The sequence below is a fragment of the Kordiimonas pumila genome, from assembly GCF_015240255.1.
Taxonomy (GTDB): Bacteria; Pseudomonadota; Alphaproteobacteria; order Sphingomonadales; family Kordiimonadaceae; genus Kordiimonas; species Kordiimonas pumila.
The window spans coordinates 3,180,283-3,206,613 of sequence record NZ_CP061205.1 but is presented as its reverse complement, the minus strand read 5'-3'; the positions used below and the strand labels follow the sequence as shown (position 1 = coordinate 3,206,613).

Genomic DNA, 26,331 nt, shown 5'->3' with positions numbered 1-26,331 from the left:
GGTCTATCAGACCCTTACATCAAGCCCGGTTTCAACTGTAACATGAGCCAGAATTTCATCGAGTGTAGCAGTATCAAGTTCATCGCCGCCGTCGTCTGTAGTGTCGGCCCCTGAGCCACCCGCAGAGTTTTTACCGTTTTTATGCTGCTCGTCCTGAACAGCTTCGGCAAAGGCTTTGCCAGCGCTTTCACCGTCACCAGAATCCAAACTGAAGGAAATACTGCCATTTTCTACTTTGTGGCCACCAGCTTCAAGCGCGCGTTCCAGTCCCTTTGTGTCGCGCTGTAAAAGCTCTAGCGTTTCGGGCCGCTCTGCTACAACACGGGCTGTTACGGTGCCATCAGAGCCAAAGGCCATGCTCACTCTCACGCGGCCAAGCTCTGGTGGGTCAAGCCGCATAGTAAATTGATCACCCCCATTTTTAAGGGTGCGTGATACAGCAAGGTTAAGCTGCTTTGCGATCTGCCCGCCGAGAGCAGGGGAGGGTTTGCCGCCAAGTAAGCCCATGCTGCTCATAAAGCCCGTATCACCTCTCAGGCTGCTAAGGCCTGCTGAGACGGCCTCAGCGGCAGAGCCATCACCGCCGCCGCTAATTGTCTCGGGTGTCCATGTAATGACAGGCGCCCTTGCAGCTTCTGAAGACCGCGCTGCCATCATTTCAGTTACGGGGTTCGCTGTCAGTGTTGGTACAGCGCTGTTGTTTTGGCCTAAAACTGCCTCAGGTGTAAGTGGCTTGGCTGTATCAGTTGATGCCGTTTTAGATGTAGCTTGTTTTGCCGCATTTGCTTGGGCAGCCTGTGCTGTTGCGGCTGCTTGCTGGCTTGCAGTGTCAGTTGTTGCTTGCTGTGCAGGTGCTGTTTGTGCAGCGGCCTTTTGTTGTGCAGCATTGACCGTCACGGCTTGAGCTTCAGCAGCCTTGGCGTCAAGATTGACATCATAAGCTTCTGTGACTGACATAAGCTCTGCGCCGCCGCGAGTTTGCTGTGCATTCACGGGCTTGGCTGCCGCCGCTGCTGATACAATGCTCTCAGGTGTAATGTTTTGTGCCGTATCTAAGGATAATGCGGCATCAGGTGTAGGTGCTGTGACTGCTGCAAGCGTTGGCACAGTAAGCATGTCTTTAGGTGCTGCATCAGTTAGATTTGTAAGAGGCGCAGGCGGCGTTGTTGTTAGGGCCTCTAGCTGCGCAAGTGGCAGAAGGTGGACTTCACCCGTCGCTGTGCTGGCATCTGCCGCAAAAATGAAAATGTCGTTTTGCGCAGAACTTTCAAGCGAAGCTATTGTTGCCGGTTCAGTTTGTAGTTGGCCAGCCTGAATGCGATTGGCAAGCTCAAGGCCTGACATCTGAATAAGTTGCAGGCCAGCAATGCCTTCTATCGATGCTACATCGATGCTTTCTGGGGATAGAGTTTGCAGGCCGCTCAGGTCGGCAATGTCTGTGGCTTCAGCGAGAAGGTCAGATGGATCAACAACGACAATACCATCCACCCCTTCTGGTGTTTTAACACCCCAAACCTGCCCAGATGCGGAAATGGCCGGGTTTATGCTTTTGAGAGCCTCTGTGAACTGGCTTGCCAAATCGCCGTTTTCATCAACTTTGCCTGCTATTGATGCATAGAAATCGCTAAGCGACTGGGTCGGGTTCGCACCACTGTTTTGCATAAATTGTTCAATAGCGTTCATGGCTGTTCCATTATATCCGTATCGGTCAATCTGGTTTATTCAGGCCTTAATAAGCAAGTCGTGGGCCAATTTCAGAATGCCTGTGTAAGATGTTGGAAATGCTAGATGATGGTAAAGTGTGTTCAAACGCATTTGCGAGCTTTGCCCGAGATAAGGTCTTTATTGCCGGGTAAAATGCCCCCAGATTCTTTAAGGCGGAATCCCTTGCCTCTTTGTGTTATGATCCTTATATGCAGGACTTGAACCTAGCTGCGGCAAAGATTGATACGGATATGAATGATACACTGAATAGTTTAGGCTTTAAGGGTGACCCCGCTGACACACGGGTTGTTGTTGCTATGTCTGGCGGCGTTGATAGCAGTGTAACCGCCGCCCTTTTAAAAGAGCAGGGCTATGATGTGGTAGGGATTACCTTGCAGCTTTATGATCACGGTGTTGCTGTTCAGAAAAAAGGCAGCTGCTGTGCCGGCCAAGATATCCATGATGCGCGCCGTGTGGCGGAAGAGCTTGGTATTCCACATTATGTTCTGGATTATGAAAGCCGGTTCAAAGAGCAGGTCATGGAAGAATTTGCCGACAGTTATATTAAAGGGGAAACACCGATCCCCTGTGTGCGTTGTAACCAGACAGTGAAATTCAAAGACTTGCTTGCAACAGCTCGCGATTTGGGTGCTGCCTGCATGGCAACGGGGCACTATGTGCAGCGTGTTGTCGGCGATGACGGTAAAGCGCGTTTGCTGCGCGGTGTTGATAGCGGCAAGGATCAAAGCTATTTCTTGTTTGCAACCACGCAGGAACAGATCAATTTTCTGCGTTTTCCGCTTGGTCATATGGATAAAGCCGAAACTCGGCAGCACGCTGAACGGTTTGGCCTTGTCGTTGCTGACAAGCCAGATAGCCAAGATATTTGTTTTGTGCCTGAAGGCCGCTATGTTGATGTTATTGAACGACTGCGCCCTGGGGCGCTTGAGCCGGGTGATATTGTCGATGTGGACGGTAATATACTTGGGCAGCATGACGGCATTATCAAATATACGATCGGGCAACGCCGCGGTATTGGTGTCGGTGGGTCAACAGAACCGCTTTATGTAGTGAAGCTTGATCCTGTTAAAAAACAGGTCATCGTTGGGCCAAAGGAAGCGCTCGAAACACTAGAAATAGGCGTCAAGGATATTAACTGGGTTGGCGAGATTGTGCCAGAAGAGGGTATCGAGGTGGTCGCTAAAATCCGCTCTACCCGTCCGGGTGTTGCTGCGCGCCTTTATATGGATGCTGGCCGTCATGCCCGCCTGCAACTGCATGTGCCAGAGGCTGGGGTGTCGCCAGGGCAGGCCGCTGTATTTTATGATGGTAACCGCGTTTTAGGTGGTGGTTGGATCGATGCGGCAATTAGTGCAGACCCAAGATTGGCTGCGGCCTAAGCTATTTGTATATCTTTTTAATACAAAAGCGGCTCAAGTGGGAGAACTTGAAGCCGCTTTATGTCTCTATTTGATGTTATCAAAGTGGTGGTGGTGTGCCTTTGCCGCGTATAACATTGGCAATCAGCGTCACTATAAACAGAATAATAAAGGCAAGGAACAACAGTTTTGCAGCGCCTGCCAGTGTCCCTGCAATGCCACCAAAACCAAAGATTGCTGCAACTATTGCAAGAATGAAAAATGTAAGTGCCCAACTAAGCATGGTCTTTCTCCTATGTTTGACAAGTTTCATGTTAGGGATAGGCTTATTAAAACTCAGTAAGATAAAGGGTGATTACACATAAGCAGAGCATCAATATCTGTGGGGCTATGGATGCGATTATGTGTTAAAGCTTGAGAATTCAAGGCATATGACCTTAAATAAATAAAAGCCCTTTCTACTATAGTGGGCATATACAGGGGAAAGCAGGCTTTGTCTGGACAGCGCCGCACAAGACTGTCGCCAGAGGCGCGAAAAAAGCAATTGTTAGTGGTTGCAATTGACCTGTTCGCCGAAAAAGGCATTGGTGAGGCAAAGCACGCTGATATTGCTCGACGCTCGGGCATGTCTACAGCTTCTACATTTGTATATTTTCCAACACGGGATGCCTTGCTGTTAGATGTGTCTGATGAAGTGAGCCGGTATTTTCTTGCTTTGTTTGATGGTGTGCAGCCTGAGAAAGGCGGCGCTGCAGCAATACTGCGTGAGCTTGCAGGGCGCATGCTGCATGCGGAAGATGAACACCCTAATTATGTGCGAGTCTTGCTGGGCTTTAGTACGCGGTTCGATAAACAGCTACGAGATCGGTATCTGGCTTTTCAGGGGGAGTTGCTCACCAAGGTTAGCGAAATTATATGGGCGCACAGTGGCCTGCCGCGGCAAGATAACCGCGATGATGCTCGGATTTTGCTTTCCGCCAGTCAGGCACTTGCACAAATGAAGCTGGACGGCGAGCCTGATGAAAAGCTGAAACGGTTTATTGATCACACTATTGATGTGGTTCTGGCTTTTTCCAGTAAATAAAATTATTCAGCTTTTTTGATAATGGGGGCATGCGTAACCGGGCATTTCAGGCTGTTGGCGATGAAACATTCTTTTGCGGCATCTTTGTGCAGTTTCATTGCTATCTCAATATCTGAATCGGCAGATATAGTAATGGCTGGGCGCAGTGTAATAGCTGTAAAATACCCCCCGTTCCCTTCGCCTTCGGTCATGGCGCCTTCTGCTGTGTCAGCATAGCTCAACACCTGCACACCGTTTACGGCGCAAAAGTGCAGATACCATAACATGTGGCACGACGATGTGGCGGCAACCAGCATTTCCTCAGGGTTATAACGAGAGGGGTCACCCCTGAAGGCTGGGTCAGCAGAGGCAAGAATGTCAGGCTTACTGTCTGCAAGTATCACATGGTTACGGCTATAACTTTTATATGATTTTGTGCTGTTGCCGTTGTTGTCTGTCCAAACGGTATAGGTTTTATACTGGTGTGTTTTTGTCATAAGTTTTGCCCGTAGACTGAAGGGAAGTCTGTTACTCCAATTGTATAATTAGAACGATACGCTTTTCAATTTTTAGGTCAATCTCTCGTTGTGTTTGCTTTTTGACTAAAAACTGCCTTGACGGGGTGACACACCTCTTATATACCGGCGCAGTTTTCAGTATCCCAAAACGATTTGGGAATGAAGCTGATACATATAATGTTTTGTCATATGGCCGAGTAGCTCAGCTGGTTAGAGCAGCGGAATCATAATCCGCGTGTCGGGGGTTCGAGTCCCTCCTCGGCTACCAATAAACAAAAGGCCTCGCCAGTTTTGACGAGGCCTTTTGTTTATAAAATCTTTTCTGTTATTGTAAAAAATATAGTGCTGAAAAAATAGTAACCTCGTAAATGGGGCTTGATTTTATTTCTTGTAAACATATATATTTGCGTGTCGAAAATGAATGAAATAGCCGGTTGGTTGATCCGGTAGCTTGCTTTTGCAAGTAGTCAGTCGCTTATTTGTGCGATCCCACGGCGCCCTTGAGGCGCGTGGATTCTTGATGAAACAATGCGCCTCTTGTTAATGTTTAAGAGGATAGTTTCATGATTTCATATAAAAAATCATATTTGAATGTGGCCTTTAATAGTAGTTTTAGGGCTTTCTTATCGCGTCAATCCTTTGTTTTTGGAGCTGAATAATGCCTGAAACTCAGCTTCAACAGCCTCAGAGGCAGCGCAAAATATTTGTTTTTATTATTGTTATAGTCATGATTACGGCTGTTTTCTATGGTGTTTATCTATGGAAATCGGCCCGCGATAGTGCATCGATGGGGCACGGTCATGAAGCACCGCCCACCCCGGTCAATGCCAGTATAGTTCACCCTGAAAGCTTGCCTCAAGCGCTGCAAGCTATTGGCTCGCTTAAAGCAAAGCAGGAAGTAGATATCGCATCTGAAGTGGCTGGAACAATATCGGCATTACATTTTGTATCAGGCCAAAAGGTTAAGGTGGGGGACCCGCTCGTACAGCTCAATGACAGTGTTGAACGCGCTCAGCTTGCTGGCGCTATGGCGCAGGTTAAATATGCGGAACTGCAACTGCGCCGTGCCAAAGAACTCAGTTCCACGGGGGCTGAGTCCACACAAACCCTTCAGCTCCGCGTCTCTGAACTGGAGCAAGCCCACGCAGCAGTGAACCAGCTTAATGCTCTTATTGGCCAGAAAATGCTCATTCGTGCGCCTTTTAGCGGCCAAATTGGTATCAGGAACGCAGACCTTGGCCAGTATGTGGACCCTGGCGTTAGCTTTACACACCTGACCGCACTTGATGAACTGTATGTGAACTTTACCGTGCCACAGCAAGAACTGAGTAAGCTAGCGGTTGATGGCAAGGTGATTGTTGAAACAGACGCTTATCCAGGTCAGCAATTTGAAGCATATATTAATGCTATTAACCCTGTGATTAATGCCGATACGCGTAATATTGCAGTGCAGGCTACACTCAGTAACGACCGTGATCTTCTGCGTCCTGGCCTTTTTGTGACAGTTCATGTTGAGCTACCTAGTAGGGATAATGTGATTATTCTTCCCCTTACCGCTGTGCAGACCAGCGCTTACGGTGACATGGTGTATAAAGTAAAAGATGGCACGGTTACTATTGTGCCTGTCATTACAGGACAGCATGTGGGTGACCGTGTTGTGATTGAAAAAGGTGTAATGGCTGGTGAAGTAGTAATTTTGGACGGTCAGGTTCGTGTCTATCCGGGGTCTTCGGTAACAGTTGTGCAAGGTGATGACCATGCGGGGGCTGTAGGGCAATGATTTCAACTGATCTTTTTATAAAACGGCCAATCCTTTCCATTGTTATCAGTATTCTTATTTTTCTGGTTGGAGCTGTTTCTATTTTTTCATTGTCTGTTCGCCAGTATCCGAACTTACAAAGTGCAACCATTACCATTGCAACATCTTATCCTGGTGCCACACAGGAAGTGATGCAGGGCTTTGTAACCACACCTATTGCGCAAGCAGTTGCTACAGTGAACGGTATTGAATATCTGTCATCTACGTCAAAGCAGGGCTCAAGCCAGATTAAAGTAAAGCTTGTTATCAATGCTGATTCAGACAGGGCAATGACTGAAGTTCTGGCCAAGGTTCAACAGGTGAAATATTTATTGCCGGACGGTGTTTTTGACCCTGTAATTTCAAAAATCACAGACGGCGCATCAGCTGTTCAGTATATCACTTTCATGAGTGATACGCTGTCGTTGCCGCAAGTAACAGACTTTGCAACACGTGTTGCGCAGCCTTTATTCACTTCTGTGCCTGGTGTTGCTTCCGCTGATTATTCCGGTGGGCAGCCTCTTGCCATGCGCATCTGGCTTGATCCAGATAAGCTGGCATCAAGAGATTTAGCAGCGTCTGATGTAACATCAGCTCTTGTCCGCAATAATGTTCAGGCTGCACCCGGCCAGTTGAGGAACGGCGAAACTGTGATGAATATTACCGCCGCAACTGATGTTGTGGATATTGAGCATTTCCGTTCAATGGTTATTAAAAGTGGTGGCGACAATGGTGGCTTAGTTCGCCTTGGTGATGTTGGTACTATTGAACTGGGCGGGCAAAATTATGATTCACGCTCGCGCGATAATGGGAAGCTTGGGGTGATACTCGCTATTGCTCCAACGCCAGACGGAAACCCGATTGACATTGTTGAGGACACAAAAAAGCTGATTATTGAGATACAGAAAGTGGCACCGCCAGGGCTAACCGTCAAAAGCGTTTTTGATGTTACTCATTTTGTTAATGCCTCTATTGACGAAGTGAAGAATACGCTTATGGAAGCAATCGCGATTGTGGTCGTTGTGATCTTTCTTTTCCTTGGGTCTTTTCGCTCTGTCATTATCCCAGTTGTTACAATTCCATTGTCTATCATTGGGACAGCGGCATTGATGCTGGCATTTGGTTTTTCCATTAACCTTTTAACGTTGCTTGCCATGGTTTTGGCGATTGGACTTGTTGTGGATGATGCCATTGTAGTTGTGGAAAATATCCACCGTCATATTGAAGAGGGACTGTCCAGAGTTGAGGCGGCGATAGTTGGTGCCAGAGAAATTGTCGGGCCGGTTATTGCAATGACAATTACATTGGCCGCTGTTTATGCACCTATTGGCATGATGGGCGGCTTGACAGGTAGTCTGTTTAGGGAATTTGCCTTTACTTTGGCAGGCTCTGTTTGTGTTTCAGGGGTGATTGCCTTGACGTTATCCCCCATGATGAGTGCGAAACTTTTGAACAGGAAGGTTTCTGAAGGTGGCTTTGCTAAAGCTGTTGAACGCTTTTTTGAGAAAATGGCTCGTGGGTATGCCCGGCTTTTAGCAATCACTCTTCAATACCGGTCTGCAATGCTGCTACTGGCAGCAGCAACAATGGCCGCAAGTGCCTTTATGTTTCTTGGTAGCCAAAAGGAATTGGCGCCGCAAGAAGACCAAGGTTATGTGTTTACAGCGGTGAAGGCCCCGCAGTATGCCAATATTAAATATACAGATAAAGTTGCTCTGGAAATGGTGGAGATATTTAAAAGCTTTCCAGAGTATGATGGCAGCTTTTTTGTGACGGGCCAAGGTGGCCTCAATAATGCGTTTGGCGGTATTATGCTGAAAGAGTGGAGCGAGCGTGACCGCAGCGCAACTGACGTACAAAACCAGCTTTATGGTATGGCCAATAATGTTCGTGGTGCCCTGATTACTCCTTTCCAGCCAACGGCACTGCCTGCTGCTGAAGAGGGTGTGCCGTTTCAAATGGTGTTGCGCTCAACTGCAGGCTTTGGGGCGCTGTTTAATGATATGGAAGGACTAAAGGCCGCGGCCCGCAGTAGTGGTTTGTTTGTCTTTGTTGATAGCAACCTTGCGTTCGATAGCTCTACCGCACATATCACAATTGATGCTGCAAAGGCTGGCGAAATGGATATTAGCATGCAGGATATTGCTAGTACGTTAAGCTCATTGGTTGGGGAAGGGTATATCAATCGCTTCAACTATTTTGAGCGATCGTACGATGTTATCCCACAGGTGCGAGAAAAGGACCGTCTTACACCCGAAAGCCTTGGCCGCTATTTCGTGCGGACCAAGTCTGGCGATTTGGTTCCTTTGTCTACGGTCATTAAGGTGGAAGTGGGCGTGCAGGCCAATTATTTGTCGCAGTTCAACCAAATGAACGCTGCAACAATGTCTGCTGTTTTGCGTCCTGGGGTGACGATGGGGCAGGCGGTTTCCTTCATGCAGTCTCAGCCATTACCCGCGGGCACCACAATCGACTGGCTCGCTGATAGCCGTCAATATGTTCATGAGGGTAACCAGTTAACCATTTCTTTTGGTCTTGCGCTGATCGTTATTTTCCTTGTGCTAGCGGCACAGTATGAAAGCTTTCGTGACCCATTGGTTATTTTGGTTACGGTGCCGCTTGCTCTTTGCGGTGCTTTGCTGCCGCTGTATCTAGGTTTTACGACGATCAATATTTATACCCAGATTGGTCTTGTAACCTTGATCGGGTTGATCTCAAAACACGGTATTCTGATGGTGGCTTTTGCAAATGAGATTCAATTAACGAAAGGCTATAATCGCCGGGATGCAATTGTTGAAGCTGCTTCTGTTCGTATGAGGCCTGTTTTAATGACCACGGCGGCAATGATTACAGGGCTTATACCGCTTATCTTTGCAGTGGGTGCTGGTGCGGCAAGCCGTTTCGCCATCGGTATTGTGGTTGTTATGGGTATGTTGATTGGAACACTCTTTACGTTGTTTGTTCTACCAACTTTCTACACTCTTATTGCACAAAACCATCGTGCGCATGAGGCGCCAACTACCACAGACTAAGAACATATAAATAATGTCACGACAGAGGAAAAGAAGGTAAAGGCTTGTGAGTCTTTACCTTCTTTTTTGATGTGCTAGGCAGGTTTTATGTTTTTAGTTCCGCCTTTGGTGATCAGCTTTTTTACAGAGGCCTTGCTTACGGATTGACATTCGCAAAATCATATATATGATTTTTCATATATTTATGGAAAACTACTATGTCACCACTCACTTTTTATAAATGCTTGTCTGATGATACACGCTTAAAGTCTTTGTTGCTAATTACGGTTAAAGGTGAGTTATGCGTTTGCCATCTGCAATCTGCCCTAGACTTAAGCCAGCCCAAAATATCGAGGCACTTAGCCGAGTTAAGGAAATGTGGTTTGCTGCAAGATGAGCGTCGCGGCAAGTGGGTTTATTATCAGTTGAACTCAAACCTGCCAGCGTGGGTACGTACGATACTGCAAATGTCGGTTGATAATAATGAGGCATACCTAAAGCCGTGTCTAAATTTGTTAAAGCAGTCGTCAGGTGGCGCATGATGTTGTCACTAGCCATGGAAAGAAATAGTTAATGAAAATTTTGTATATTTGCACTCATAACAGGTGCCGCAGTATTTTATCAGAGGCGGTTACGAACCATAAATCGCAGGGTACAATAATTGCAAAAAGTGCCGGAAGCCAGCCGGCAGGAGAAGTGCACCCGCTTTCCATCAGGTATCTGGCTGAGGCTGGCTTTCCTGTAACTGGGCTTGTCAGTCAGTCATGGGATGATCATGAAAGCTTTGACCCAGATGTTGTTATTACTGTTTGCGATTCAGCTGCCGGAGAAACATGCCCAGTGTGGTTTGGTAAAGCCATAAAACTGCACTGGGGGCTTGAAGATCCCTCTAAACTAAAAGGGACAGAGCAGGAAGTGAAGGCTGCATTCAATAATGCGATCGATGTTATTTCTGAAAGAGTAGATGCTTTGCGGACTGTTGCTGAACTAGATAGAGCAAACTGGCAATCTGCGCTTAGGGTATTGGTGTAATATTGTGGTGTTGCCTGATTTATCATTGCCAAACATTGATGAGGCACAATTTGAGGTGCCGGATATTACAAGCTTTGCAGCTCGGTATAGCACGCATAAGCCGAGAATCTTATTGTTGTATGGTTCGCTTAGAAAGCGCTCCTTTAGTAGGCTTGTGATAGAAGAAAGTGCGAGGCTCTTGCTGCGTATGGGGGCGGATGTAAAAATATTTGACCCTTCTGGCCTACCGCTACCCGATGATGCAGATGACACGCACGCCAAGGTAAAGGAACTACGAGACCTTGTTGTATGGTCTGAAGGGCAGGTCTGGTGCTCGCCAGAGCGGCATGGCAGCATGACCGGCATTATGAAAGCCCAAATAGACTGGATACCACTCTCCCTTGGCGCAGTGCGCCCGACACAGGGCAAAACCCTTGCTGTTATGCAGGTGTGCGGTGGTTCGCAGTCTTTTAATGCCGTGAATCAATTGCGCATTTTGGGGCGGTGGATGCGCATGCTTACCATTCCTAATCAATCATCCGTTGCTAAAGCTTTTTTAGAGTTTGATGAAAACGACAGAATGAAGCCTTCAGGCTATTATAATCGCATTGTTGATGTGATGGAGGAGCTTGTTAGGTTCACTCTTTTAACCCGTGATAATGCTGCCTGTTTGGTTGACCGGTATTCTGAGCGGGTTGAAAGCGCAGAAGAATTAATGAAGCGGGTTAACCAGACCTCTCTTTGATAAAGAGCTTGATTACTTGATCGTTTTTTCGCGGTAAAAGCTACACACGTTACTAATGTGCTGATAGTGTTTGTAAAACACACTGTGTGGTGAAGGATTTGAATGGCGGTTTCTGTTACAATAGATGATGTGGCGGCACATGCAGGTGTTTCGATCAAAACTGTTTCCCGCGTTGTGAACAGGGAAGCAAATGTCAGTGAAAAAACCCGCAATAAGGTAATGGCTGCGATTGAGGCATTGAATTACCGGCCTAATCAAGCGGCGCGTGGGCTCGCGGGGCGGCGCTCATACCTGATAGGGGTGGTTTACGATAATATTAGTCCTAACTATTTAATAAATCTTCAGTCCGGCATGATTGAAACCTGCCATGCTGCCAGTTACGGTTTGGCGCTTTGCCCTGTGGCTTATGCAGAAACAGGCCTTGTTGAGCATGTAATGGCATGGGTGCGACATTCACAGGTGGACGGCGTTTTATTAACGCCGCCACTTACAGATTGTGCGCCGTTACTTGTCGCTCTTGAAAAAGCGGGGGTACCGGTTGTGCTTGTGTCTTCCTTAGGGGCAGGGCAGGTTCCTGCTGTTGTGATTGATGAAGTTGAGGCTGCACGGCAAATGACCTTGCACTTAATAGCGCTTGGGCACACAGAAATTGGCTTTATTAAGGGGCCTGCGGCTCATTCGGCCAGTCAATCACGCTATGAAGGATTTAAGGCCGCACTTGCTGGAGCGGGTATTGCTATTAATGGCGCTTATGTGGTTGAAGGTCGTTTTGATTTTGACTCAGGTGAAATAGCTGCGCAACGCTTGCTGAAAGGGAAACGCCCAACAGCGATTTTTGCGAGTAATGATGATATGGCAGCCGGGGTTTTACATGCGGCGCACAAGCTGGGTATTGCGATACCTGAAGCTTTGGCGGTCGTTGGCTTTGATGACACGCCTATTTCGCGGCAGGTGTGGCCTAGCCTTACCACGATACGCCAACCTATTCGTGAAATGGGAAATCATGCGGCTGATTTGTTATTACAGCTTATAGCGAAAAAGGTGCTTGTTGAAGATGGTAGTAGTATGGTTTTTCAACATGGCTTTGAGCTAAAAGTTCGAGGTTCGAGCCAAAAAACCAGTATTTAGGTAAGCAAAAAGCACTGGGGTTAGCTAAGTTTGTTTCCGGTTTTAGCTGTTCAATAAATATTTCTCCATTAAAATTGACAGCGCTGTCAAATGCTTTTAAAGTGCGTTCTATCAATAGGGGAATTGGTGCTCTATTAAGTATGATTTGATATTTTGTGGGCTGGTCATTTTATGCTTTGGCAGGCTTGTTATGAGTGTTGGCGCTGTAAATTGGAATGTAGTACGAAATTGTAATGGCCGCTGTTTTGGCTATTACCTTCCAGGCCCTTCATTGGGGCAAACTGAGGAGGGGTGAGGGGGTTCCCTAAAACCTCTCCTTATTTTTTGTGGTTGAAAACATAGTAAGGGAAGGGGAAATGCAGGCTGGACAATTTTGCCCGTTACGCATTAGTATACACACTGATTTTGCAGAAGTGGGTCACACCTGCAATATATGAACTGTGAAATAAAATATCTTTTTGTTGAAATAATATTATCAATATTTAATTTTTTTGGTAATATTACTACCTAAAATTTGTGCCGTACTCATACCGGTATATATAGATTGCTTACTGGCGAATGCTTGGAGCAATTAGGCCGTAGAAGCCGATTTAATAAAAGCCCACCTGGACATGAAAGTATGAAACTTTAAATAAAATTTTGAGGAAATCATGGTTAAACAGTCATTCCAGCATAAGGGCGAAACGCGTCGCCAACATTTATCTGCCGCATTCAATATAGCGAACCAGTTGGTTGATAATAGCTTAAGCCTAGAGGCTTTGGGTGAAAATATTCAAAGTCGTAACAAAAGATGCCTTGAGGGACGATTGGATAATCTCGCTGCACAGTGGAGCAGCATTTCAGCAGATAAGAACAAAAAGCGCATAGCGGTAATTTTGCAAAAACTTGCAAAATCGCCTGATGGCAGCAGGCTTCCTTTTGATCAGTTTAAGGCAAAACTTGAGGAAGACATGGCCGGGTTTGTTGTAACGGCGCATCCCACCTTTTCTTTTTCAGGCTCTGCTTGGAAATTTGCGGGAAAATATCTGACTGCCTTGTCACGCGGCGAAGATACGGCAGCAGCAGTAGCTGATATAGAACTTGAAACTGTACATCCCACGCAGTCCCCAACTCTTTATGAAGAGCTGGAATATGCCCGTGTTGCTGTATCAAATATCCGGCGCTCAATACGCACTGTTTACAAGGTGGTTTTTGAGCAAGCGGTAGAACTTTATCCCGATGATTATAAAGCGCTGAGGCCAAGGCTTGCAACTGTTGCAAGCTGGGTTGGGTTTGATCTGGATGGCAGAACCGATATCGACTGGTCTTTAGGTGTTATTTTCAGGTATAGGTCCGCGCTTGCAGGGCTTGATGAGTGCCTTACCCTAAGCGGGGCCTTACACAGCGAAAACCCTCAGGGGCAAAAGTATCTTCAAGATATTCTGGCTGGCTTCACAGATCTGCATGATTGTTTTAGCCTTGGCGAAAATAAAATGCAGGCCCATAAGGATAGCCCCATGGGACTGGGTGAGTTGAACCAGCTTGTGGTTGAAAACCTTTCCCGTAAACAAGCGGCTATAAAGCTTATAAATGAAGCATTTGAAAAGGTTCTTGCACTTGATCTAGGTAAAGCTGAATGGTGTCAGATCGCCACATTATATACAGAATGGGCATCTGTTGGACTTGGGCTTTCCCATATTCATTTTCGGTTAAATGCGGCACAGTTACATAACGCGATTGGGCCGGAAATAGAGCTAACAAAAGCACCAGATCAAAGCGCGATGCGGCGCCATTTTCTGGCGGCTATTACTGAAAAGCTGGATACGGTTGAAACCAAATCCATTAACTACGGTACATTGGCGCTAGAACAAACAACGGCTCGTCGGGTCTTTATGTTGGCAGCGCAGTTTATGAAACATTTCGATGCCGCAACCCGTATTCGTATGCTGGTAGCCGAATCTGATACGCCGTTCACACTTTTGACAGCGCTTTATTACGCCAAGCTATTTGGCGTTGAAAACCACGTAGAGATATCGCCATTGTTTGAAACAGCGATCGGGCTTGAGCGCGGGGACCGTGTTATTGCGGAGCTTTTGGATAATCCGCATTTTCTGGCTTATATCAAATCGCAGGGTAGGTTTTGCCTGCAGCTTGGCTTCTCTGATTCTGGCCGTTATATTGGTCAGCCCGCTGCCACACTTGCAATCGAACGGTTTAAGCTGCGGCTGGTAAGGCTGTGGAAGCAGCGTGGGCTAGGTGATATTCAGCTATTGTTTTTTGATACACACGGCGAATCTGTTGGGCGTGGCGCGTATCCTGAAAGCCTCAAGAAACGCTTTTTATACACGCATCCCCCCCGGGTTCGTGAGCAGCTCGCTACACTTGCTAGACCTGAAAAACATGAAGTAAGTTTTCAGGGCGCTGAAGGGTTCTTGTGGTTTTTGTCAGAAGAAACAGCTCTTGCCACACTGACAGATTTTCTGGAGGTCAGATTTGATAGCTATGATGCGAGCGACGATAGGCTTTATGAGGAAAAAGGCTGGGCACTAGATTTTTTCCTAACGCTTGTTGAATACCAAAACCATCTTACTGATAATAAAGGCTATATAAGACTGATTGATTCTATTGGTCGTAGCCTGTTGTTTCCCACTGGTTCGCGTTCTATGCGCCGCCAAAGTGGGGGGGCTGTTCACCAGCGGCTTGAACGTATTTCTCAGATTCGGGCTATTCCGCATAACGCGGTGTTGCAGCAGCTTGGGTATCTGGCCAATAGCTGTGCAGGCCTCGGTACAGCTATGAGCCGCTCGCCTGATCAGTTTACAGCCATTCATGCAAAAAGCTTGCGTCTTAAAATGGTCACGAGTTTGGCGCTTAATGCGCTCGCGCGGTCTGATGTAGGTATAATAGAAGCATATGCTAAGCTCCTTAGCCCCGGTTATTGGCTTGACCGCTGCGATGACACGGTTCCCGCCGATAAACGTGCTAACCTAAGGCGGCTGTCGTCGCTGCTTGAAGGCATGTTTGAAAGTGACAGCGTTGATGCTTGCATCCGAAAATTACGGCGTGATGCCGGCATGTTAACGGATTGTCTTGCGGATGAAGCAGAAGCAGAAATATTAACAACAGAGCCTGATGCTGAGTTATTTGAATTGCACCAGATAAGAATAGGCCTGATTGAGTATATCTTCTTAAAAGCAATGGAAATACCGCGGTTCAGTACACGGTTTGATTTCTCGCTTGAGGAGTTACTCGTCGAATTACTGCACCTTGAAGTACCGGATAGCATTGCACAGCTACGAAGGATTTTTCCTGAGGCACCAACACCGCGTAATGATGAGGTCTACGGTGAAGAGACAACGTATGAAGGCGGTGCATCTGCAGGCTATGAAATGGCCCATAGGCAAATTTTTGACAAGATTGAAAAAGCCTATGATTTGGTGCTGGAGCTTAGTGGTCTTATTGCCTTGAAGGCTGGAGCATTCGGTTAGAGCTGCACTAAGCTTTTGTGTGATGTGAGGAAGTATAATGGATTGTCAATTCGACCTGATTATTTTTGGCGGCACGGGGGACCTTTCCCGTAAGAAATTGCTGCCAGCACTGTTCGCAGGCTATGTTGCAGGACGGTTGCTTGAGGGTTGCCGTATTATACTGACATCACGTGCGCCGTATGACGGTGAAATGATTGACTGGCTAAAAGAAGTTTTTGCTGAAAATAAGCCAGCATGCGGGCTTGAGAAAAAGATGCTGGCAGAATTTGCCAGCATGGTGCGCTTTCAAACCCTAAGCCTGAAAGATGGTGGTGATGATTGGGAAGCCCTCAAGCAAAGCTTGAAAGCTGACGCTGACAGGCCTCTTGTTCATTTCCTCGCTATTCCGCCGGGGCTGTTTACCAGCACATGTGAATTGCTTGGTCAATACGGCTTGAACGGTGAAAATGCGCGTGTGGTTTTAGAGAAACCTTTGGGCCATAATCTTGAATCTGCACAGGCTATTAATGCTGATGTTGGGCGCTTTTTCTCTGAAAACCAGACATTTCGTATTGATCACTACCTTGGTAAAGAAGCGGTTCAAAACCTATTGGCTCTCAGGTTTTCAAATGTGTTGTTTGAAGAACTGTGGAGCTCGCGCACAATTGACCATATCCAGATTACAATTGCGGAAGATTTGGGTGTGGAGGGGCGCGGTGGTTTTTATGAGGGTATCGGTGCAATGCGCGATATGGTGCAAAATCACTTGTTGCAGCTTTTGTGTCTTGTGGCAATGGAACCACCGGCCCGTATTGACGCAGAAAGCATCCGTGATGAAAAACTAAAGGTCCTTAAATCTCTGCGCCCGCTTGAAGGTGAAGGCATCGATAGGAACGTGGTGCGCGGCCAGTATGGTGCTGGTGCTATGATGGGTAAAGCCGTTGGTAGCTATGCTGACGATCTGGAACTGGAAAGCCCAAGCGATACCGAAACTTTTGTTGCTATTAAAGCTAATATTGAAAATTGGCGCTGGGCCGGGGTTCCATTTTATCTTCGGACGGGTAAGCGGTTACCAGATCGGTTTGCCGAAATTGTTATTCAATTTAAACCTATTCCGCACTCACCGCATGCAGGCTGGGGCCAAAATATAAACCCGAACAGGTTTATTATTCGTCTGCAACCGGAAGATCATCTTGCGCTTAGAATGATGGTGAAAAATCATGGCGCCAAGTCAGACACTCTAAAAGAGGTTGAGATGAACCTTGATGTAGTGGCTGATGATAGTACTCGTCTTGGCCCATATTTGAGGCTTATTTTAGATACAGTGCGCGGTGATCAGAGTCTTTTTGTACACCGGGACGAGGTGGAATATGCATGGCGCTGGGTTGACCGTATTATAAATCACTGGGCTGCCAAAGGTGCTACGCCAAAAACATATCAATCAGGCACTTGGGGGCCGTATGAAGCCCACGATCTGATGACCCGTGACAGGCGTGAATGGTTTCATGAAACTAGCGGCAGAAAGGTGCGCATGTGACTAAGTGGCATATTTTTGATAGCCGCAAGGAAATGGTGCAGGCGCTTAAAACTGCAACAACAGAGGCCCTTATTGAGGGTATGCTCAAGAAGGGCAGGGCAAGTTGGGCGGTATCAGGTGGCACTACGCCGACCCCTTTTTTTGAAGCCATGCGCGATGTGCAATTGGATTGGGCCCGTGTGCAAATTGCACTTGTTGATGAGCGCTGGGTGAATCCAGGGCACGCGCGGTCGAATGAAACGTCGGTCAAGTCAGTGCTATGTAAAAACATGTCTGCAAAAGCCAGATTTATAGGAATGAAAACACCACATGAAACACCACAAGAAGCAGAGGTTTTTGTAAACGAGCGTTACGGCACAATAGAGTTACCTTTTGATAGTATTTTACTGGGTATGGGGCCTGATGCACACACGGCTTCCTTTTTCCCCGGAGCTGAAGGTCTGGGGCGTGCGTTGGACCCGTCCTGTGGTAAAGTCTGTGTGGCGCTTCATGCGCTAAAAAGTGATGTAACCGGTGATGAGCTAAACAGAATGAGTTTATCAGCTGCAGCTATAATAGCGGCAAAAAATGTAGCTCTCATGATTACAGGGCGCGAAAAAAAGAAAGTGCTTGATGAGGCACTGCAGGGAGCTAGAAGCACACCGGTTGGCCGGCTAGCGCAGCTGAAACCCTTTGATATTTACTGGGCACCCTAAAGGTGCAGGACATAAAATAATGACCAATAAAACACTCATAGATATAACGAACCGTATAAAAGAGAGATCAAAAGGCAGCCGCCAAGGATATATGGAACGAATTGATGCCATGCGATCAGAAGGGCGTGCGCGGCCTAGGCTTTCCTGCGGGAATTTGGCACATGCCCTTGCAGCGTGCTCTGATGCGGAAAAAGGCAAGCTGATGCAAGACGGTATGGCAAATATCGCTATTGTCAGTGCCTATAATGATATGCTTTCTGCCCACCAGCCATATCATAAAATGCTGGATACTGTTAAAGCGCAAATTGTGGCTGCAGGCGGTGTGGCACAAATGGCGGGCGGTGTGCCTGCAATGTGCGATGGGGTAACCCAAGGACAGGTGGGTATGGAAATGTCGCTCTTTAGCCGTGAGGTTATTGCGATGGCGACTGCAATTGCGATGTCTCATAATGTTTTTGATGCAGGCATGCTGTTTGGTATATGCGATAAAATTGTCCCAGGCTTACTGATAGGTGCCTTGTCATTTGGGCATCTTCCATTTTTGTTTTTACCAGCAGGCCCTATGCCAACGGGTATTTCAAATTCTGAGAAGGCCAAGGTGCGACAACAGTATGCATCAGGTGATATTGGCCGCGCAGAACTTTTGCAAAGTGAATCTCGGGCATATCACAGCCCCGGAACCTGTACATTTTATGGCACAGCAAACTCTAACCAGATGATGCTGGAGATGATGGGCCTACAGTTACCGGGTAGCAGTTTTGTAAACCCGTCTGACCCTTTGCGTGATAAACTAAACGAAAAAGCAGCTGAATGTGTTGTGGCACTATCATCGCCGTTACAAAAACATGGGCTTGCAGAAATGGTCACGGAAGAAGCAATTGTAAATGGTACGGTGGGTCTGCTTGCAACAGGTGGTTCTACAAACCATACGCTTCATATTGTGGCAATTGCAGCGGCAGCAGGCATCAAAATTACGTGGCAGGATTTTGCAGACCTTTCAGATATTATACCGCTATTATGCCGAGTATATCCAAACGGTACGGCAGATGTGAATGCATTTCATGAAGCTGGAGGTACGCCGTTTGTGATCCGCGAGCTATTATCGGCGGGGTTGCTGCATGATGATGTGCAAACGGTTTTAGGGCAAGGGCTAGCGCCTTTTGCCGAAGAGCCAGCTCTTGTTGCAGACCATGCTGTTTGGCGTCTTGCGCCTGATGAACCGGGCGACGATATGATTTTGCGCAAAATTGATAATCCATTTCAGAAAAATGGCGGCCTTGCCGTTTTAAAGGGCACTATGGGGGAGGCTGTGATGAAGGTATCAGCCGTTAAGCCAGAGCACCGTATTGTCGAAGCTCCTGCTGTAGTTTTTGATGATCAAAATGACCTGATTGATGCCTATAAAAGAGGCGAAATGGAAAAAGATTTTATAGCAGTTATTCGTTTTCAGGGGCCTAAGGCAAACGGTATGCCAGAGCTGCATAAATTAACACCCACACTTGGTGTATTACAGGATAAAGGTTTTCATGTTGCACTGGTCACTGATGGCCGTATGTCAGGTGCTTCAGGAAAGGTGCCTGCCGCCATTCATGTAACGCCAGAGGCTGCAAATGGAGGCATGATTGCGCGGGTTAAAACTGGTGATATAGTGCGCATTGATGCTGAGGCTGGTGTTCTTGAAGTGCTTGTAAGCGCAGAAGAAATGGCAGAACGTAATCCTGCTGAGCAACCTGCAATATTACAAACTTTTGGCCGAAATCTTTTTGCTGGGATGCGTGGGCTTGCTGGCCCTGCTGGCGAAGGTGCTACAATATTTTAATGGTTAGGGATTAATCTAGGAATGACCAAAATTTTAGAAATCATGAATGCAAGCCCGGTTATTCCGGTACTGTCCTTTAAAAGCGCAGAAGAGGCTGTACAAGTTTGTCGTGCTCTATACGGCGCGGGCCTTAAAGTTCTAGAAATCACCCTCCGACATGAAAGCGGCCTAGCAGCTATTGCTGCAGTGAAAAAGGACTTACCCGCTGACGCAGTTGTTGGTGCAGGAACAGTTTTAACGCCTGAAATAGCAAAGAACGCAAAAGAAGCAGGCGCCGCTTTTGGCGTTAGCCCTGGGTTTACAGAAGAGCTTGCAAAAGCTGTTAAAGAACTGGACTGGCCGTTTTTGCCCGGTGTTGCAACGCTTTCAGAAGCAATGCAGGCAAAAGAATGGGGCTTTACAGAATTAAAGTTTTTCCCGGCGGCAGTGTCGGGTGGTCCTGCTTTTTTGAAAGCAGTTGGCAGCGTGTTGCCTGAATTAACATTCTGCCCAACGGGCGGTATTTCTTCTGATACGGCTGAAGATTATCGGTCACTTCCCAACGTCGTAACGGTTGGTGGCTCGTGGTTAACACCGCGTGGTATAGACGGTGAAATCCATCTCAATCTTGATTTGGACTAAGCTGCTGTGGTGGGATTTTGCTAATCTGTGTAGATAGTATACTCAAAACCCTAGAAAAGATTTTTACATCTTCTGCAGAAATGCCTGCCACCATTTCTGCTTCTATTTTAAGTACAGCCTCCGCTATTTTTGTGTAGATCACGTTGCCTTGTTCTGTAAGGAAGAGATGGCTAACGCGGCCATCATCCTGTGAAGCCGTGCGGACCACCAAGCCCATCTCAAGCAAGGTTTTTACAGCCCTGCTAACAATAACCTTATCGGTTGGGGTAACCGAAACTACTTCATTTGCAGTACGCCCTGGCACTTCTGCAAGCGCTGCTAGTACGCGCCACTGAGACAGGCTAAGCCCTCCTAGCTGATCAGCCGCTCGGCCTGTTTTCTTTGATATATCGTGCGCTAGTACATTAACTTGGTACGGTAAAAATTTACCAAGCTGAATAGGCTTCAGTTTCTCATTGACTTTCATGGGCGTTTAACCTAATAGTTACATATGAAACTAGTTTCTATAGATGCAAATTTGTAGATATACAAGGTAATATAAAGTTTCTGGGGATGCCAGATTAACTATTCACATGGTGATACGGAGGTAAGGATGACTGATATTTTTGATAACCCACTAGGGCTTGACGGTTTTGAGTTTGTCGAGTTCTCAGCACCTGAAAAAGGTGTGTTGGAGAAGGTTTTTCAAACTATTGGTTTTTCCAAGGTTGCAAAGCACAGGTCAAAAGATGTGGAATTGTGGCGCCAAGGTGATATCAATTTTATTGCCAACTATGAAAAAGGGTCTCCTGCCTATTATTATGCATTGGAGCATGGCCCATCTGTGAGCGGGTTGGCTTTTAGGGTTAAAGATTCTCATAAAGCAATTAAGCTTGCTGCTGAGCGCGGTGCTCAGGTTATTGATGTACCAGCTGGCCCAATGGAGCTAAAACTACCAGCGATTAAGGGTATTGGAGGGGCTTTATTATACCTTATAGACCGTTACGAGGCAGGTAGTACGATATACGATATTGATTTTGAATATATTGAAGGTGTTGAACGCCATCCAGTTGGCTGTGGCTTTAAGGTCGTGGACCATCTGACACATAATGTTTACCGTGGGCGGATGGATTACTGGGCGGATTATTACGAGCGTATCTTCAACTTTCGTGAAATCCGCTATTTTGACATTAAGGGTGAATACACAGGCCTTTTATCTAAAGCCATGACCGCTCCGGACGGTAAAATTCGGATTCCACTTAATGAGGAGGGCCCTAGCGGTCGCGGCCAGATTGAAGAGTTTCTAGTGGATTATAACGGGGAAGGTATCCAGCATATTGCTTTCTCGTGTGATAATCTCCTTGAGTGTTGGGATGCGCTGAAAAAGATTGGTGCGCCGTTTATGACTGCGCCGCCAGCAACCTATTATGAAGGCCTTGATGAGCGCTTACCAAACCACGGGGAGCCAGTTGAAGAGCTTCAGAAACGTGGTATTTTGCTCGATGGCTCAACGACAGAAGGTGATCCGCGCCTGTTGTTGCAAATTTTCTCTGAAACAATGGTTGGTCCGGTTTTCTTTGAATTTATTCAAAGAAAGAAAGACGAAGGTTTTGGGGAAGGTAATTTTAAAGCGCTTTTCGAATCTATCGAGCGTGATCAAATTAAACGCGGCGCGCTTGAAACAGCATAAAAAGGCAACGTGATGACTGTGAATATTAAACGTATACACCATGTGGCTTATCGCTGCCGCGATGCCAAGGAAACAGTTGAGTTTTATCAGCGAGTGCTGAACATGAAATTCGTTTTGGCGATCGCTGAAGATGAAGTGCCGTCAACAAAGCAGCAAGACCCCTATATGCACATTTTTATGGATGCAGGTATGGGTAATGTGCTGGCATTCTTTGAACTTCCCAATGCGCCTGAAATGGGAAAAGACCCGAATACGCCAGCATGGGTCCAGCATATTGCTTTTGAAGTTGAGGATATGGATGCGCTTTTGAAAGCAAAAGCCCATCTTGAAGAGCAAGGGCTGGACGTTTTAGGGCCAACCCATCACGGTATATTTAAGTCTATTTATTTTTTTGACCCGAACGGTCACCGTTTGGAGCTAGCTGCCAATATTGGTACTGAAGAACAAATGGCAGAGCTTCACAGAGTTGCCCCCTTGATGATCGAAGAATGGTCAAAAACCAAGAAGGCACCAAAGCATGCTGCATGGTTACATGAACAAGCTTAAGGGATACAGAGTTTATGACATACATTGATGAAACCCATGACCCTAAGGCACAAAGCTGGCTTGAGGATGCAAATGGACATTCTGACTTTCCATTGCAAAATTTGCCGCTAGGTGTTTTTAGTCCTGAAGGCGATGATAAACCACGGGGTGGCATTGCAATTGGTGATCATATTCTTGATCTTGGCGGCCTTGAAAGCCACTTGTCGGGTGATGCTGCACTGGCAGCTAAAGCCGCTGGTGGGTCAAGCTTAAACGCCTTATTCGCACTTGGTGCAGGTCCGCGTCGTGCTCTGCGCCGTGCTGTTTTTGCGCTATTGACTGACAGCACAAAAGAAAACCTGATAAGGCCTCTGTTGTTTTCGGCTACTCCCAGCACACTGTACCTGCCCGCCCATGTTGGGGACTATACAGATTTTTACACGGGTATTAACCACGCTGAAAATGTTGGCAAACTGTTTCGCCCAGATAACCCTTTACTGCCAAATTATAAATATGTTCCGATCGGCTATCATGGGCGTGCAAGCTCTATTCGCGTTTCTGGAACGAATTTCCCGCGCCCGAAAGGCCAAATTAAAACGCCGGATGCTTCGGAACCTGCCTTTGGCCCTTGTCACAGACTTGATTATGAACTGGAAATGGGTATTTGGGTTAGCCACGGTAATGACCTTGGCGATACGATACCAATTGCGAGCGCAAAGCAGCATATTGCAGGCTTATGCTTATTGAATGATTGGTCGGCTCGAGATATTCAAGCGTGGGAATATCAGCCTTTAGGGCCATTTCTCGCTAAAAACTTTATTTCTACAGTTTCGCCGTGGGTTATAACCACTGAAGCGCTTGCGCCGTATCAGGTTGCGCAGCCCGCTCGGCCTGAAGATGATCCAAAACCACTTGCATACCTGAGTGATGCAGAGGACCAGAAAACAGGTGCCTATAATGTTATAATGGAAGTGCACATTTTAACTGAAAAAATGCGTGCGGCGGGGGAAGAGCCATGCAGGCTGAGCAAGGGTAATATGTCAGCCATGTACTGGACAGCAGCACAGCTTGTGGCACATCATGCGTCAGGTGGCTGTAATTTGCAACCGGGTGACTTGCTTGGAACAGGTACGCTTTCTGGCGCAGATTCGTCTAGTTATGGTAGTTTGCTGGAGCTTTCAAATGGTGGAAAAGCACCTATTACCTTGCCTAATGGTGAAACGCGTACTTTCCTTGAAGATAATGATGAACTCATATTATCGGCATATGCTGAAAGAGAAAATCGGGTTAGAATTGGTTTTGGCTCATGCAGAGGTAAGGTGCAACCAGCACGATGATAGAAAATAAGCTGAAACTATATGGATACTGGCGCTCAGGTACGTCGTACAGAACTCGTATTGCCCTTAATCTAAAAGGGGTTGCGTATGAGACGCACCCAGTAGACTTGCGGCAAGGCCAACATAAGCAATCCGCTTTCCTTCAGTTGAACCCACAAGGGCTGGTGCCAGCTCTTGATACGGGTACGGCGATTTTAGCGCAAAGCCCTGCGATTATAGAATGGCTTGAAGAAGCATACCCAGAACCGGCTTTGTTACCTAAAAACTTGCAAGACCGTGCCTATGTGCGGGCAATGGCTGCGGTTGTTGGATGCGATGTGCATCCAATTAATAATTTGCGTATATTACAGCATATAAAAACCGAACTTGGCGGCGATGAGGCGGCTATCTCAAACTGGACGGCAAAATGGATAAGTGCCGGTTTTGATACGCTAGAGACGATGATTGAAAAGGCCGGTGGAAAGTTTGCTTTTGGTGATGCGCCAACTGTTGCTGATTGTTACATCATGCCCCAGATTTATTCGGCAGAGCGCTTTAATGTTGATTTACAGCCATATCCTCGTTTGATGGCTGTTGCGAGCCACGCTTTGCAGCATCCGGCATTCACCAAAGCCCACCCTTCTGTTCAGCCTGACGCGGATTAAGGTGTTTTAGGCCTGTAAGGCTGCATACAGCGCTACCTTTTTAAAGGTGGGTGGCACCCATGTTACCATTCCAAAAAAATAGATACTTCTGGTGGTAATATCCAGACACTTCATTTGCTAAGTTGTGGAGCAAAATGTAAAGATTGGTTGGATATTTTCATGCATATAGATGAAAAATAAATATCATGTTTGCGCACCATTATTAGATGAAATATTGGCAGTGGGTGCTATGTGACTTAGTGACCTGTTTATGAATGAGAGGAAAAGCAATGTTGCAAGGTAAAACGGCTGTTATTACAGGTTCCACAAGTGGCATAGGGCTTGGTATTGCACACCGGCTTGCTCAGGAAGGTGTTAATATCGTCCTCAATGGTTTTGGCGATAGAGCCGCTATTGATGCAGTACAAAAGCATATTGCAACAACCTACGATGTTGATGTGGTTTATAACGGCGCTGATGTTAGCAAGGTACATGAAATTGAAGCGCTATTTACGGATGCGATTGAAAAATTTGGCTCGGTAGATATTTTGGTAAATAACGCAGGCATTCAGCATGTTGCGCCGGTTGAGGAAATGCCGGTTGAAAAGTGGGATGCTATTATTGCAATTAATCTTAGTTCGTCATTTCATACTATCCGGCTTGCTGTACCAGCCATGAAAAAAGCAGGCTGGGGGCGAATTGTAAATATTGCTTCTGCTCATGCGCTGTCGGCATCGCCCTTTAAGTCTGCGTATGTTGCAGCCAAGCATGGCATAGCAGGGTTAACTAAAACAGTAGCTCTTGAACTTGCAGAGCATAAGATCACATGCAATGCCTTGTGCCCAGGGTATGTGTTAACTGATTTGGTTGAAGGCCAGATTGCTGACACGGCTAAAGCCCGTAACATTTCAAAAGAAGACGTGGTTAAAAATGTTATGCTGTCTGCGCAACCTACAAAAGAGTTTGTGACGATAGAGCAGGTAAGCGAATTTACGGCTTATCTTTGCTCAGATTCTGCCCGGTCCATTACTGGTGCGATGCTGTCTATCGATGGTGGTTGGTCAGCAAAATAAGCTCAGTTGCACAGCTTATGTTTTCCTACATATTGGCGATTTTGGTTTGAAGTGCAGCTAACTGTTTTTTAATTTCATCCAGATCAGATTCTTCTGTAACTGGCGTTTCGCCTGCTGAACTAGGTTCAGTTTTTTCAGGAGCGTCTTCGGTCGACTTTTTCTCTGTTTTTCCCATCCACCCACCAAACATTGTATCCAGGAGATGGCGCTGGGTATTCTGCCAGTCTGTCATGTTCATGCCGGGTATGGCGGGGGGGATGTTTTTACTAAGGCCAGATAGAATCTGTTCCTGTTGTTCCTTATAAAGCTGAAAAGATTGCTCAAGAAAGTCAGGCAGCATGCTTTCTGCTTGTGTGTTATAGGCGCGGATAACATCCTTAAGGATATTAATTGGTAAAACAGTTTCGTTATCGCGCTCTTGTTCAGAAATAATTTGTAGTAGAATATTGCGGGTAATGTCTTCGCCTGTCTTACTGTCGATTATTTGCAGATCAATATTCTGACGAACCAGCTCGGCAATGTCATCTGTTGTTACATAGGTACTTGTCGCTGTATTATAGAGGCGTCTGCTAGAGTAACGCTTGATTATAATAGGGTCTTGTTTTTCTGACATATGTGTAACTCCAGCC

Annotated in this window: 23 protein-coding genes and 1 tRNA gene; 19 read left to right on the top strand and 5 right to left on the bottom strand. The window is 46.6% G+C overall.

From position 1 onward, the window contains the following. Positions 1-6 precede the first annotated feature (6 nt). Positions 7-1,683, bottom strand: a complete 1,677-nt coding sequence (locus ICL80_RS14150; protein ID WP_194213365.1) for a flagellar hook-length control protein FliK — start codon at positions 1,681-1,683, stop codon at positions 7-9. Between the two features lie 230 nt (positions 1,684-1,913). Between ICL80_RS14150 and mnmA the strand changes: the two genes are divergently transcribed. Then, positions 1,914-3,104, top strand: coding sequence for a tRNA 2-thiouridine(34) synthase MnmA (gene mnmA, locus ICL80_RS14145; protein WP_228073558.1), 1,191 nt, complete (start codon positions 1,914-1,916; stop codon positions 3,102-3,104). Between the two features lie 79 nt (positions 3,105-3,183). On the opposite strand, the gene ICL80_RS14140 is transcribed toward mnmA, so the two are convergent. Continuing rightward, positions 3,184-3,366: a DUF1328 domain-containing protein gene (locus tag ICL80_RS14140; RefSeq protein WP_194213363.1), complete on the bottom strand. Its 183-nt coding sequence runs from the start codon at positions 3,364-3,366 to the stop codon at positions 3,184-3,186. A 210-nt stretch (positions 3,367-3,576) separates the two neighbouring features. Between ICL80_RS14140 and ICL80_RS14135 the strand changes: the two genes are divergently transcribed. Next, positions 3,577-4,167, top strand: coding sequence for a TetR/AcrR family transcriptional regulator (locus tag ICL80_RS14135; RefSeq protein ID WP_194213361.1), 591 nt, complete (start codon positions 3,577-3,579; stop codon positions 4,165-4,167). 2 nt (positions 4,168-4,169) lie between these two features. On the opposite strand, the gene ICL80_RS14130 is transcribed toward ICL80_RS14135, so the two are convergent. After that, positions 4,170-4,643: an OsmC family protein gene (locus ICL80_RS14130; protein ID WP_194213358.1), complete on the bottom strand. Its 474-nt coding sequence runs from the start codon at positions 4,641-4,643 to the stop codon at positions 4,170-4,172. 212 nt (positions 4,644-4,855) lie between these two features. Here ICL80_RS14130 and ICL80_RS14125 point away from each other — a divergent pair. The 12 genes from ICL80_RS14125 (at position 4,856) to ICL80_RS14070 (ending at position 20,475) form a co-directional block, all read left to right on the top strand. Further along, positions 4,856-4,932, top strand: a tRNA-Met gene (locus ICL80_RS14125). Positions 4,933-5,322: 390 nt separating this feature from the next. Further along, positions 5,323-6,444, top strand: coding sequence for an efflux RND transporter periplasmic adaptor subunit (locus ICL80_RS14120; RefSeq protein WP_194213356.1), 1,122 nt, complete (start codon positions 5,323-5,325; stop codon positions 6,442-6,444). Then, positions 6,441-9,494: an efflux RND transporter permease subunit gene (locus tag ICL80_RS14115; RefSeq protein WP_194213354.1), complete on the top strand. Its 3,054-nt coding sequence runs from the start codon at positions 6,441-6,443 to the stop codon at positions 9,492-9,494. Before ICL80_RS14120 ends, ICL80_RS14115 begins: the two co-directional genes overlap by 4 nt. A 197-nt stretch (positions 9,495-9,691) precedes the next feature. After that, entirely contained in the window at positions 9,692-10,015 is a 324-nt protein-coding gene (locus tag ICL80_RS14110; protein WP_194213352.1) for a metalloregulator ArsR/SmtB family transcription factor, read from the top strand. Between the two features lie 31 nt (positions 10,016-10,046). Beyond that, positions 10,047-10,505 (top strand): arsenate reductase ArsC, encoded by a 459-nt coding sequence (locus ICL80_RS14105; protein ID WP_194213350.1) that lies wholly within the window; start codon positions 10,047-10,049, stop codon positions 10,503-10,505. 25 nt (positions 10,506-10,530) lie between these two features. Next, on the top strand, positions 10,531-11,229 hold the full coding sequence (gene arsH / locus ICL80_RS14100; RefSeq protein WP_380083286.1) for an arsenical resistance protein ArsH: 699 nt from the start codon (positions 10,531-10,533) through the stop codon (positions 11,227-11,229). A gap of 102 nt (positions 11,230-11,331) precedes the next feature. Beyond that, positions 11,332-12,357, top strand: a complete 1,026-nt coding sequence (locus tag ICL80_RS14095) for a LacI family DNA-binding transcriptional regulator (protein ID WP_194213338.1) — start codon at positions 11,332-11,334, stop codon at positions 12,355-12,357. A gap of 650 nt (positions 12,358-13,007) precedes the next feature. Beyond that, on the top strand, positions 13,008-15,824 hold the full coding sequence (locus tag ICL80_RS14090; protein ID WP_194213336.1) for a phosphoenolpyruvate carboxylase: 2,817 nt from the start codon (positions 13,008-13,010) through the stop codon (positions 15,822-15,824). A 37-nt stretch (positions 15,825-15,861) separates the two neighbouring features. Then, positions 15,862-17,340: a glucose-6-phosphate dehydrogenase gene (zwf, locus tag ICL80_RS14085; protein ID WP_194213334.1), complete on the top strand. Its 1,479-nt coding sequence runs from the start codon at positions 15,862-15,864 to the stop codon at positions 17,338-17,340. Beyond that, positions 17,337-18,035 carry a 6-phosphogluconolactonase gene (gene pgl / locus ICL80_RS14080; protein ID WP_194213332.1) on the top strand — a complete coding sequence of 233 codons (699 nt, stop codon included), beginning with the start codon at positions 17,337-17,339 and terminating at the stop codon, positions 18,033-18,035. The genes zwf and pgl overlap by 4 nt, the downstream gene beginning before the upstream one ends. Before the next feature lie 19 nt (positions 18,036-18,054). Continuing rightward, positions 18,055-19,854: a phosphogluconate dehydratase gene (edd, locus tag ICL80_RS14075; protein ID WP_194213330.1), complete on the top strand. Its 1,800-nt coding sequence runs from the start codon at positions 18,055-18,057 to the stop codon at positions 19,852-19,854. Positions 19,855-19,875: 21 nt separating this feature from the next. After that, positions 19,876-20,475, top strand: coding sequence for a bifunctional 4-hydroxy-2-oxoglutarate aldolase/2-dehydro-3-deoxy-phosphogluconate aldolase (locus tag ICL80_RS14070; RefSeq protein ID WP_194213328.1), 600 nt, complete (start codon positions 19,876-19,878; stop codon positions 20,473-20,475). Here the strand turns inward: ICL80_RS14070 and ICL80_RS14065 are convergent. Further along, the gene (locus tag ICL80_RS14065) at positions 20,456-20,941 is read right to left on the bottom strand and encodes a MarR family winged helix-turn-helix transcriptional regulator (protein WP_194213326.1); all 486 of its coding nucleotides are present in this window, start codon (positions 20,939-20,941) and stop codon (positions 20,456-20,458) included. The genes ICL80_RS14070 and ICL80_RS14065 overlap by 20 nt on opposite strands. A 126-nt stretch (positions 20,942-21,067) precedes the next feature. Between ICL80_RS14065 and hppD the strand changes: the two genes are divergently transcribed. The 5 genes from hppD (at position 21,068) to ICL80_RS14040 (ending at position 25,702) form a co-directional block, all read left to right on the top strand. Next, the gene (gene hppD / locus ICL80_RS14060; protein WP_194213324.1) at positions 21,068-22,144 is read left to right on the top strand and encodes a 4-hydroxyphenylpyruvate dioxygenase; all 1,077 of its coding nucleotides are present in this window, start codon (positions 21,068-21,070) and stop codon (positions 22,142-22,144) included. Positions 22,145-22,156: 12 nt separating this feature from the next. Then, a complete protein-coding gene (locus tag ICL80_RS14055; RefSeq protein ID WP_194213322.1) occupies positions 22,157-22,690 on the top strand; it encodes a VOC family protein in 534 nt (177 codons plus the stop codon). Between the two features lie 14 nt (positions 22,691-22,704). Further along, positions 22,705-24,006: a fumarylacetoacetase gene (gene fahA / locus ICL80_RS14050; RefSeq protein WP_194213320.1), complete on the top strand. Its 1,302-nt coding sequence runs from the start codon at positions 22,705-22,707 to the stop codon at positions 24,004-24,006. Continuing rightward, positions 24,003-24,650 (top strand): maleylacetoacetate isomerase, encoded by a 648-nt coding sequence (gene maiA, locus ICL80_RS14045; RefSeq protein ID WP_228073557.1) that lies wholly within the window; start codon positions 24,003-24,005, stop codon positions 24,648-24,650. Before fahA ends, maiA begins: the two co-directional genes overlap by 4 nt. Positions 24,651-24,919: 269 nt before the next feature. After that, a complete protein-coding gene (locus ICL80_RS14040) occupies positions 24,920-25,702 on the top strand; it encodes a 3-hydroxybutyrate dehydrogenase (protein WP_194213318.1) in 783 nt (260 codons plus the stop codon). Between the two features lie 25 nt (positions 25,703-25,727). Here ICL80_RS14040 and phaR read toward each other — a convergent pair whose 3' ends face one another. Next, a complete protein-coding gene (gene phaR / locus ICL80_RS14035; RefSeq protein WP_194213316.1) occupies positions 25,728-26,315 on the bottom strand; it encodes a polyhydroxyalkanoate synthesis repressor PhaR in 588 nt (195 codons plus the stop codon). Positions 26,316-26,331 lie beyond the last annotated feature (16 nt).

Bases quoted from the DNA above. Each gene is read 5' to 3' on its own strand.
- ICL80_RS14150 (WP_194213365.1), bottom strand. From the start codon at position 1,683: ATGAACGCTATTGAACAATTTATGCAAAACAGTGGTGCGAACCCGACC.
- mnmA (WP_228073558.1), top strand. From the start codon at position 1,914: ATGCAGGACTTGAACCTAGCTGCGGCAAAGATTGATACGGATATGAAT.
- ICL80_RS14140 (WP_194213363.1), bottom strand. From the start codon at position 3,366: ATGCTTAGTTGGGCACTTACATTTTTCATTCTTGCAATAGTTGCAGCA.
- ICL80_RS14130 (WP_194213358.1), bottom strand. From the start codon at position 4,643: ATGACAAAAACACACCAGTATAAAACCTATACCGTTTGGACAGACAAC.
- ICL80_RS14120 (WP_194213356.1), top strand. From the start codon at position 5,323: ATGCCTGAAACTCAGCTTCAACAGCCTCAGAGGCAGCGCAAAATATTT.
- ICL80_RS14115 (WP_194213354.1), top strand. From the start codon at position 6,441: ATGATTTCAACTGATCTTTTTATAAAACGGCCAATCCTTTCCATTGTT.
- ICL80_RS14110 (WP_194213352.1), top strand. From the start codon at position 9,692: ATGTCACCACTCACTTTTTATAAATGCTTGTCTGATGATACACGCTTA.
- ICL80_RS14105 (WP_194213350.1), top strand. From the start codon at position 10,047: ATGAAAATTTTGTATATTTGCACTCATAACAGGTGCCGCAGTATTTTA.
- ICL80_RS14095 (WP_194213338.1), top strand. From the start codon at position 11,332: ATGGCGGTTTCTGTTACAATAGATGATGTGGCGGCACATGCAGGTGTT.
- ICL80_RS14090 (WP_194213336.1), top strand. From the start codon at position 13,008: ATGGTTAAACAGTCATTCCAGCATAAGGGCGAAACGCGTCGCCAACAT.
- zwf (WP_194213334.1), top strand. From the start codon at position 15,862: ATGGATTGTCAATTCGACCTGATTATTTTTGGCGGCACGGGGGACCTT.
- edd (WP_194213330.1), top strand. From the start codon at position 18,055: ATGACCAATAAAACACTCATAGATATAACGAACCGTATAAAAGAGAGA.
- ICL80_RS14070 (WP_194213328.1), top strand. From the start codon at position 19,876: ATGACCAAAATTTTAGAAATCATGAATGCAAGCCCGGTTATTCCGGTA.
- ICL80_RS14065 (WP_194213326.1), bottom strand. From the start codon at position 20,941: ATGAAAGTCAATGAGAAACTGAAGCCTATTCAGCTTGGTAAATTTTTA.
- hppD (WP_194213324.1), top strand. From the start codon at position 21,068: ATGACTGATATTTTTGATAACCCACTAGGGCTTGACGGTTTTGAGTTT.
- ICL80_RS14055 (WP_194213322.1), top strand. From the start codon at position 22,157: ATGACTGTGAATATTAAACGTATACACCATGTGGCTTATCGCTGCCGC.
- fahA (WP_194213320.1), top strand. From the start codon at position 22,705: ATGACATACATTGATGAAACCCATGACCCTAAGGCACAAAGCTGGCTT.
- maiA (WP_228073557.1), top strand. From the start codon at position 24,003: ATGATAGAAAATAAGCTGAAACTATATGGATACTGGCGCTCAGGTACG.
- ICL80_RS14040 (WP_194213318.1), top strand. From the start codon at position 24,920: ATGTTGCAAGGTAAAACGGCTGTTATTACAGGTTCCACAAGTGGCATA.
- phaR (WP_194213316.1), bottom strand. From the start codon at position 26,315: ATGTCAGAAAAACAAGACCCTATTATAATCAAGCGTTACTCTAGCAGA.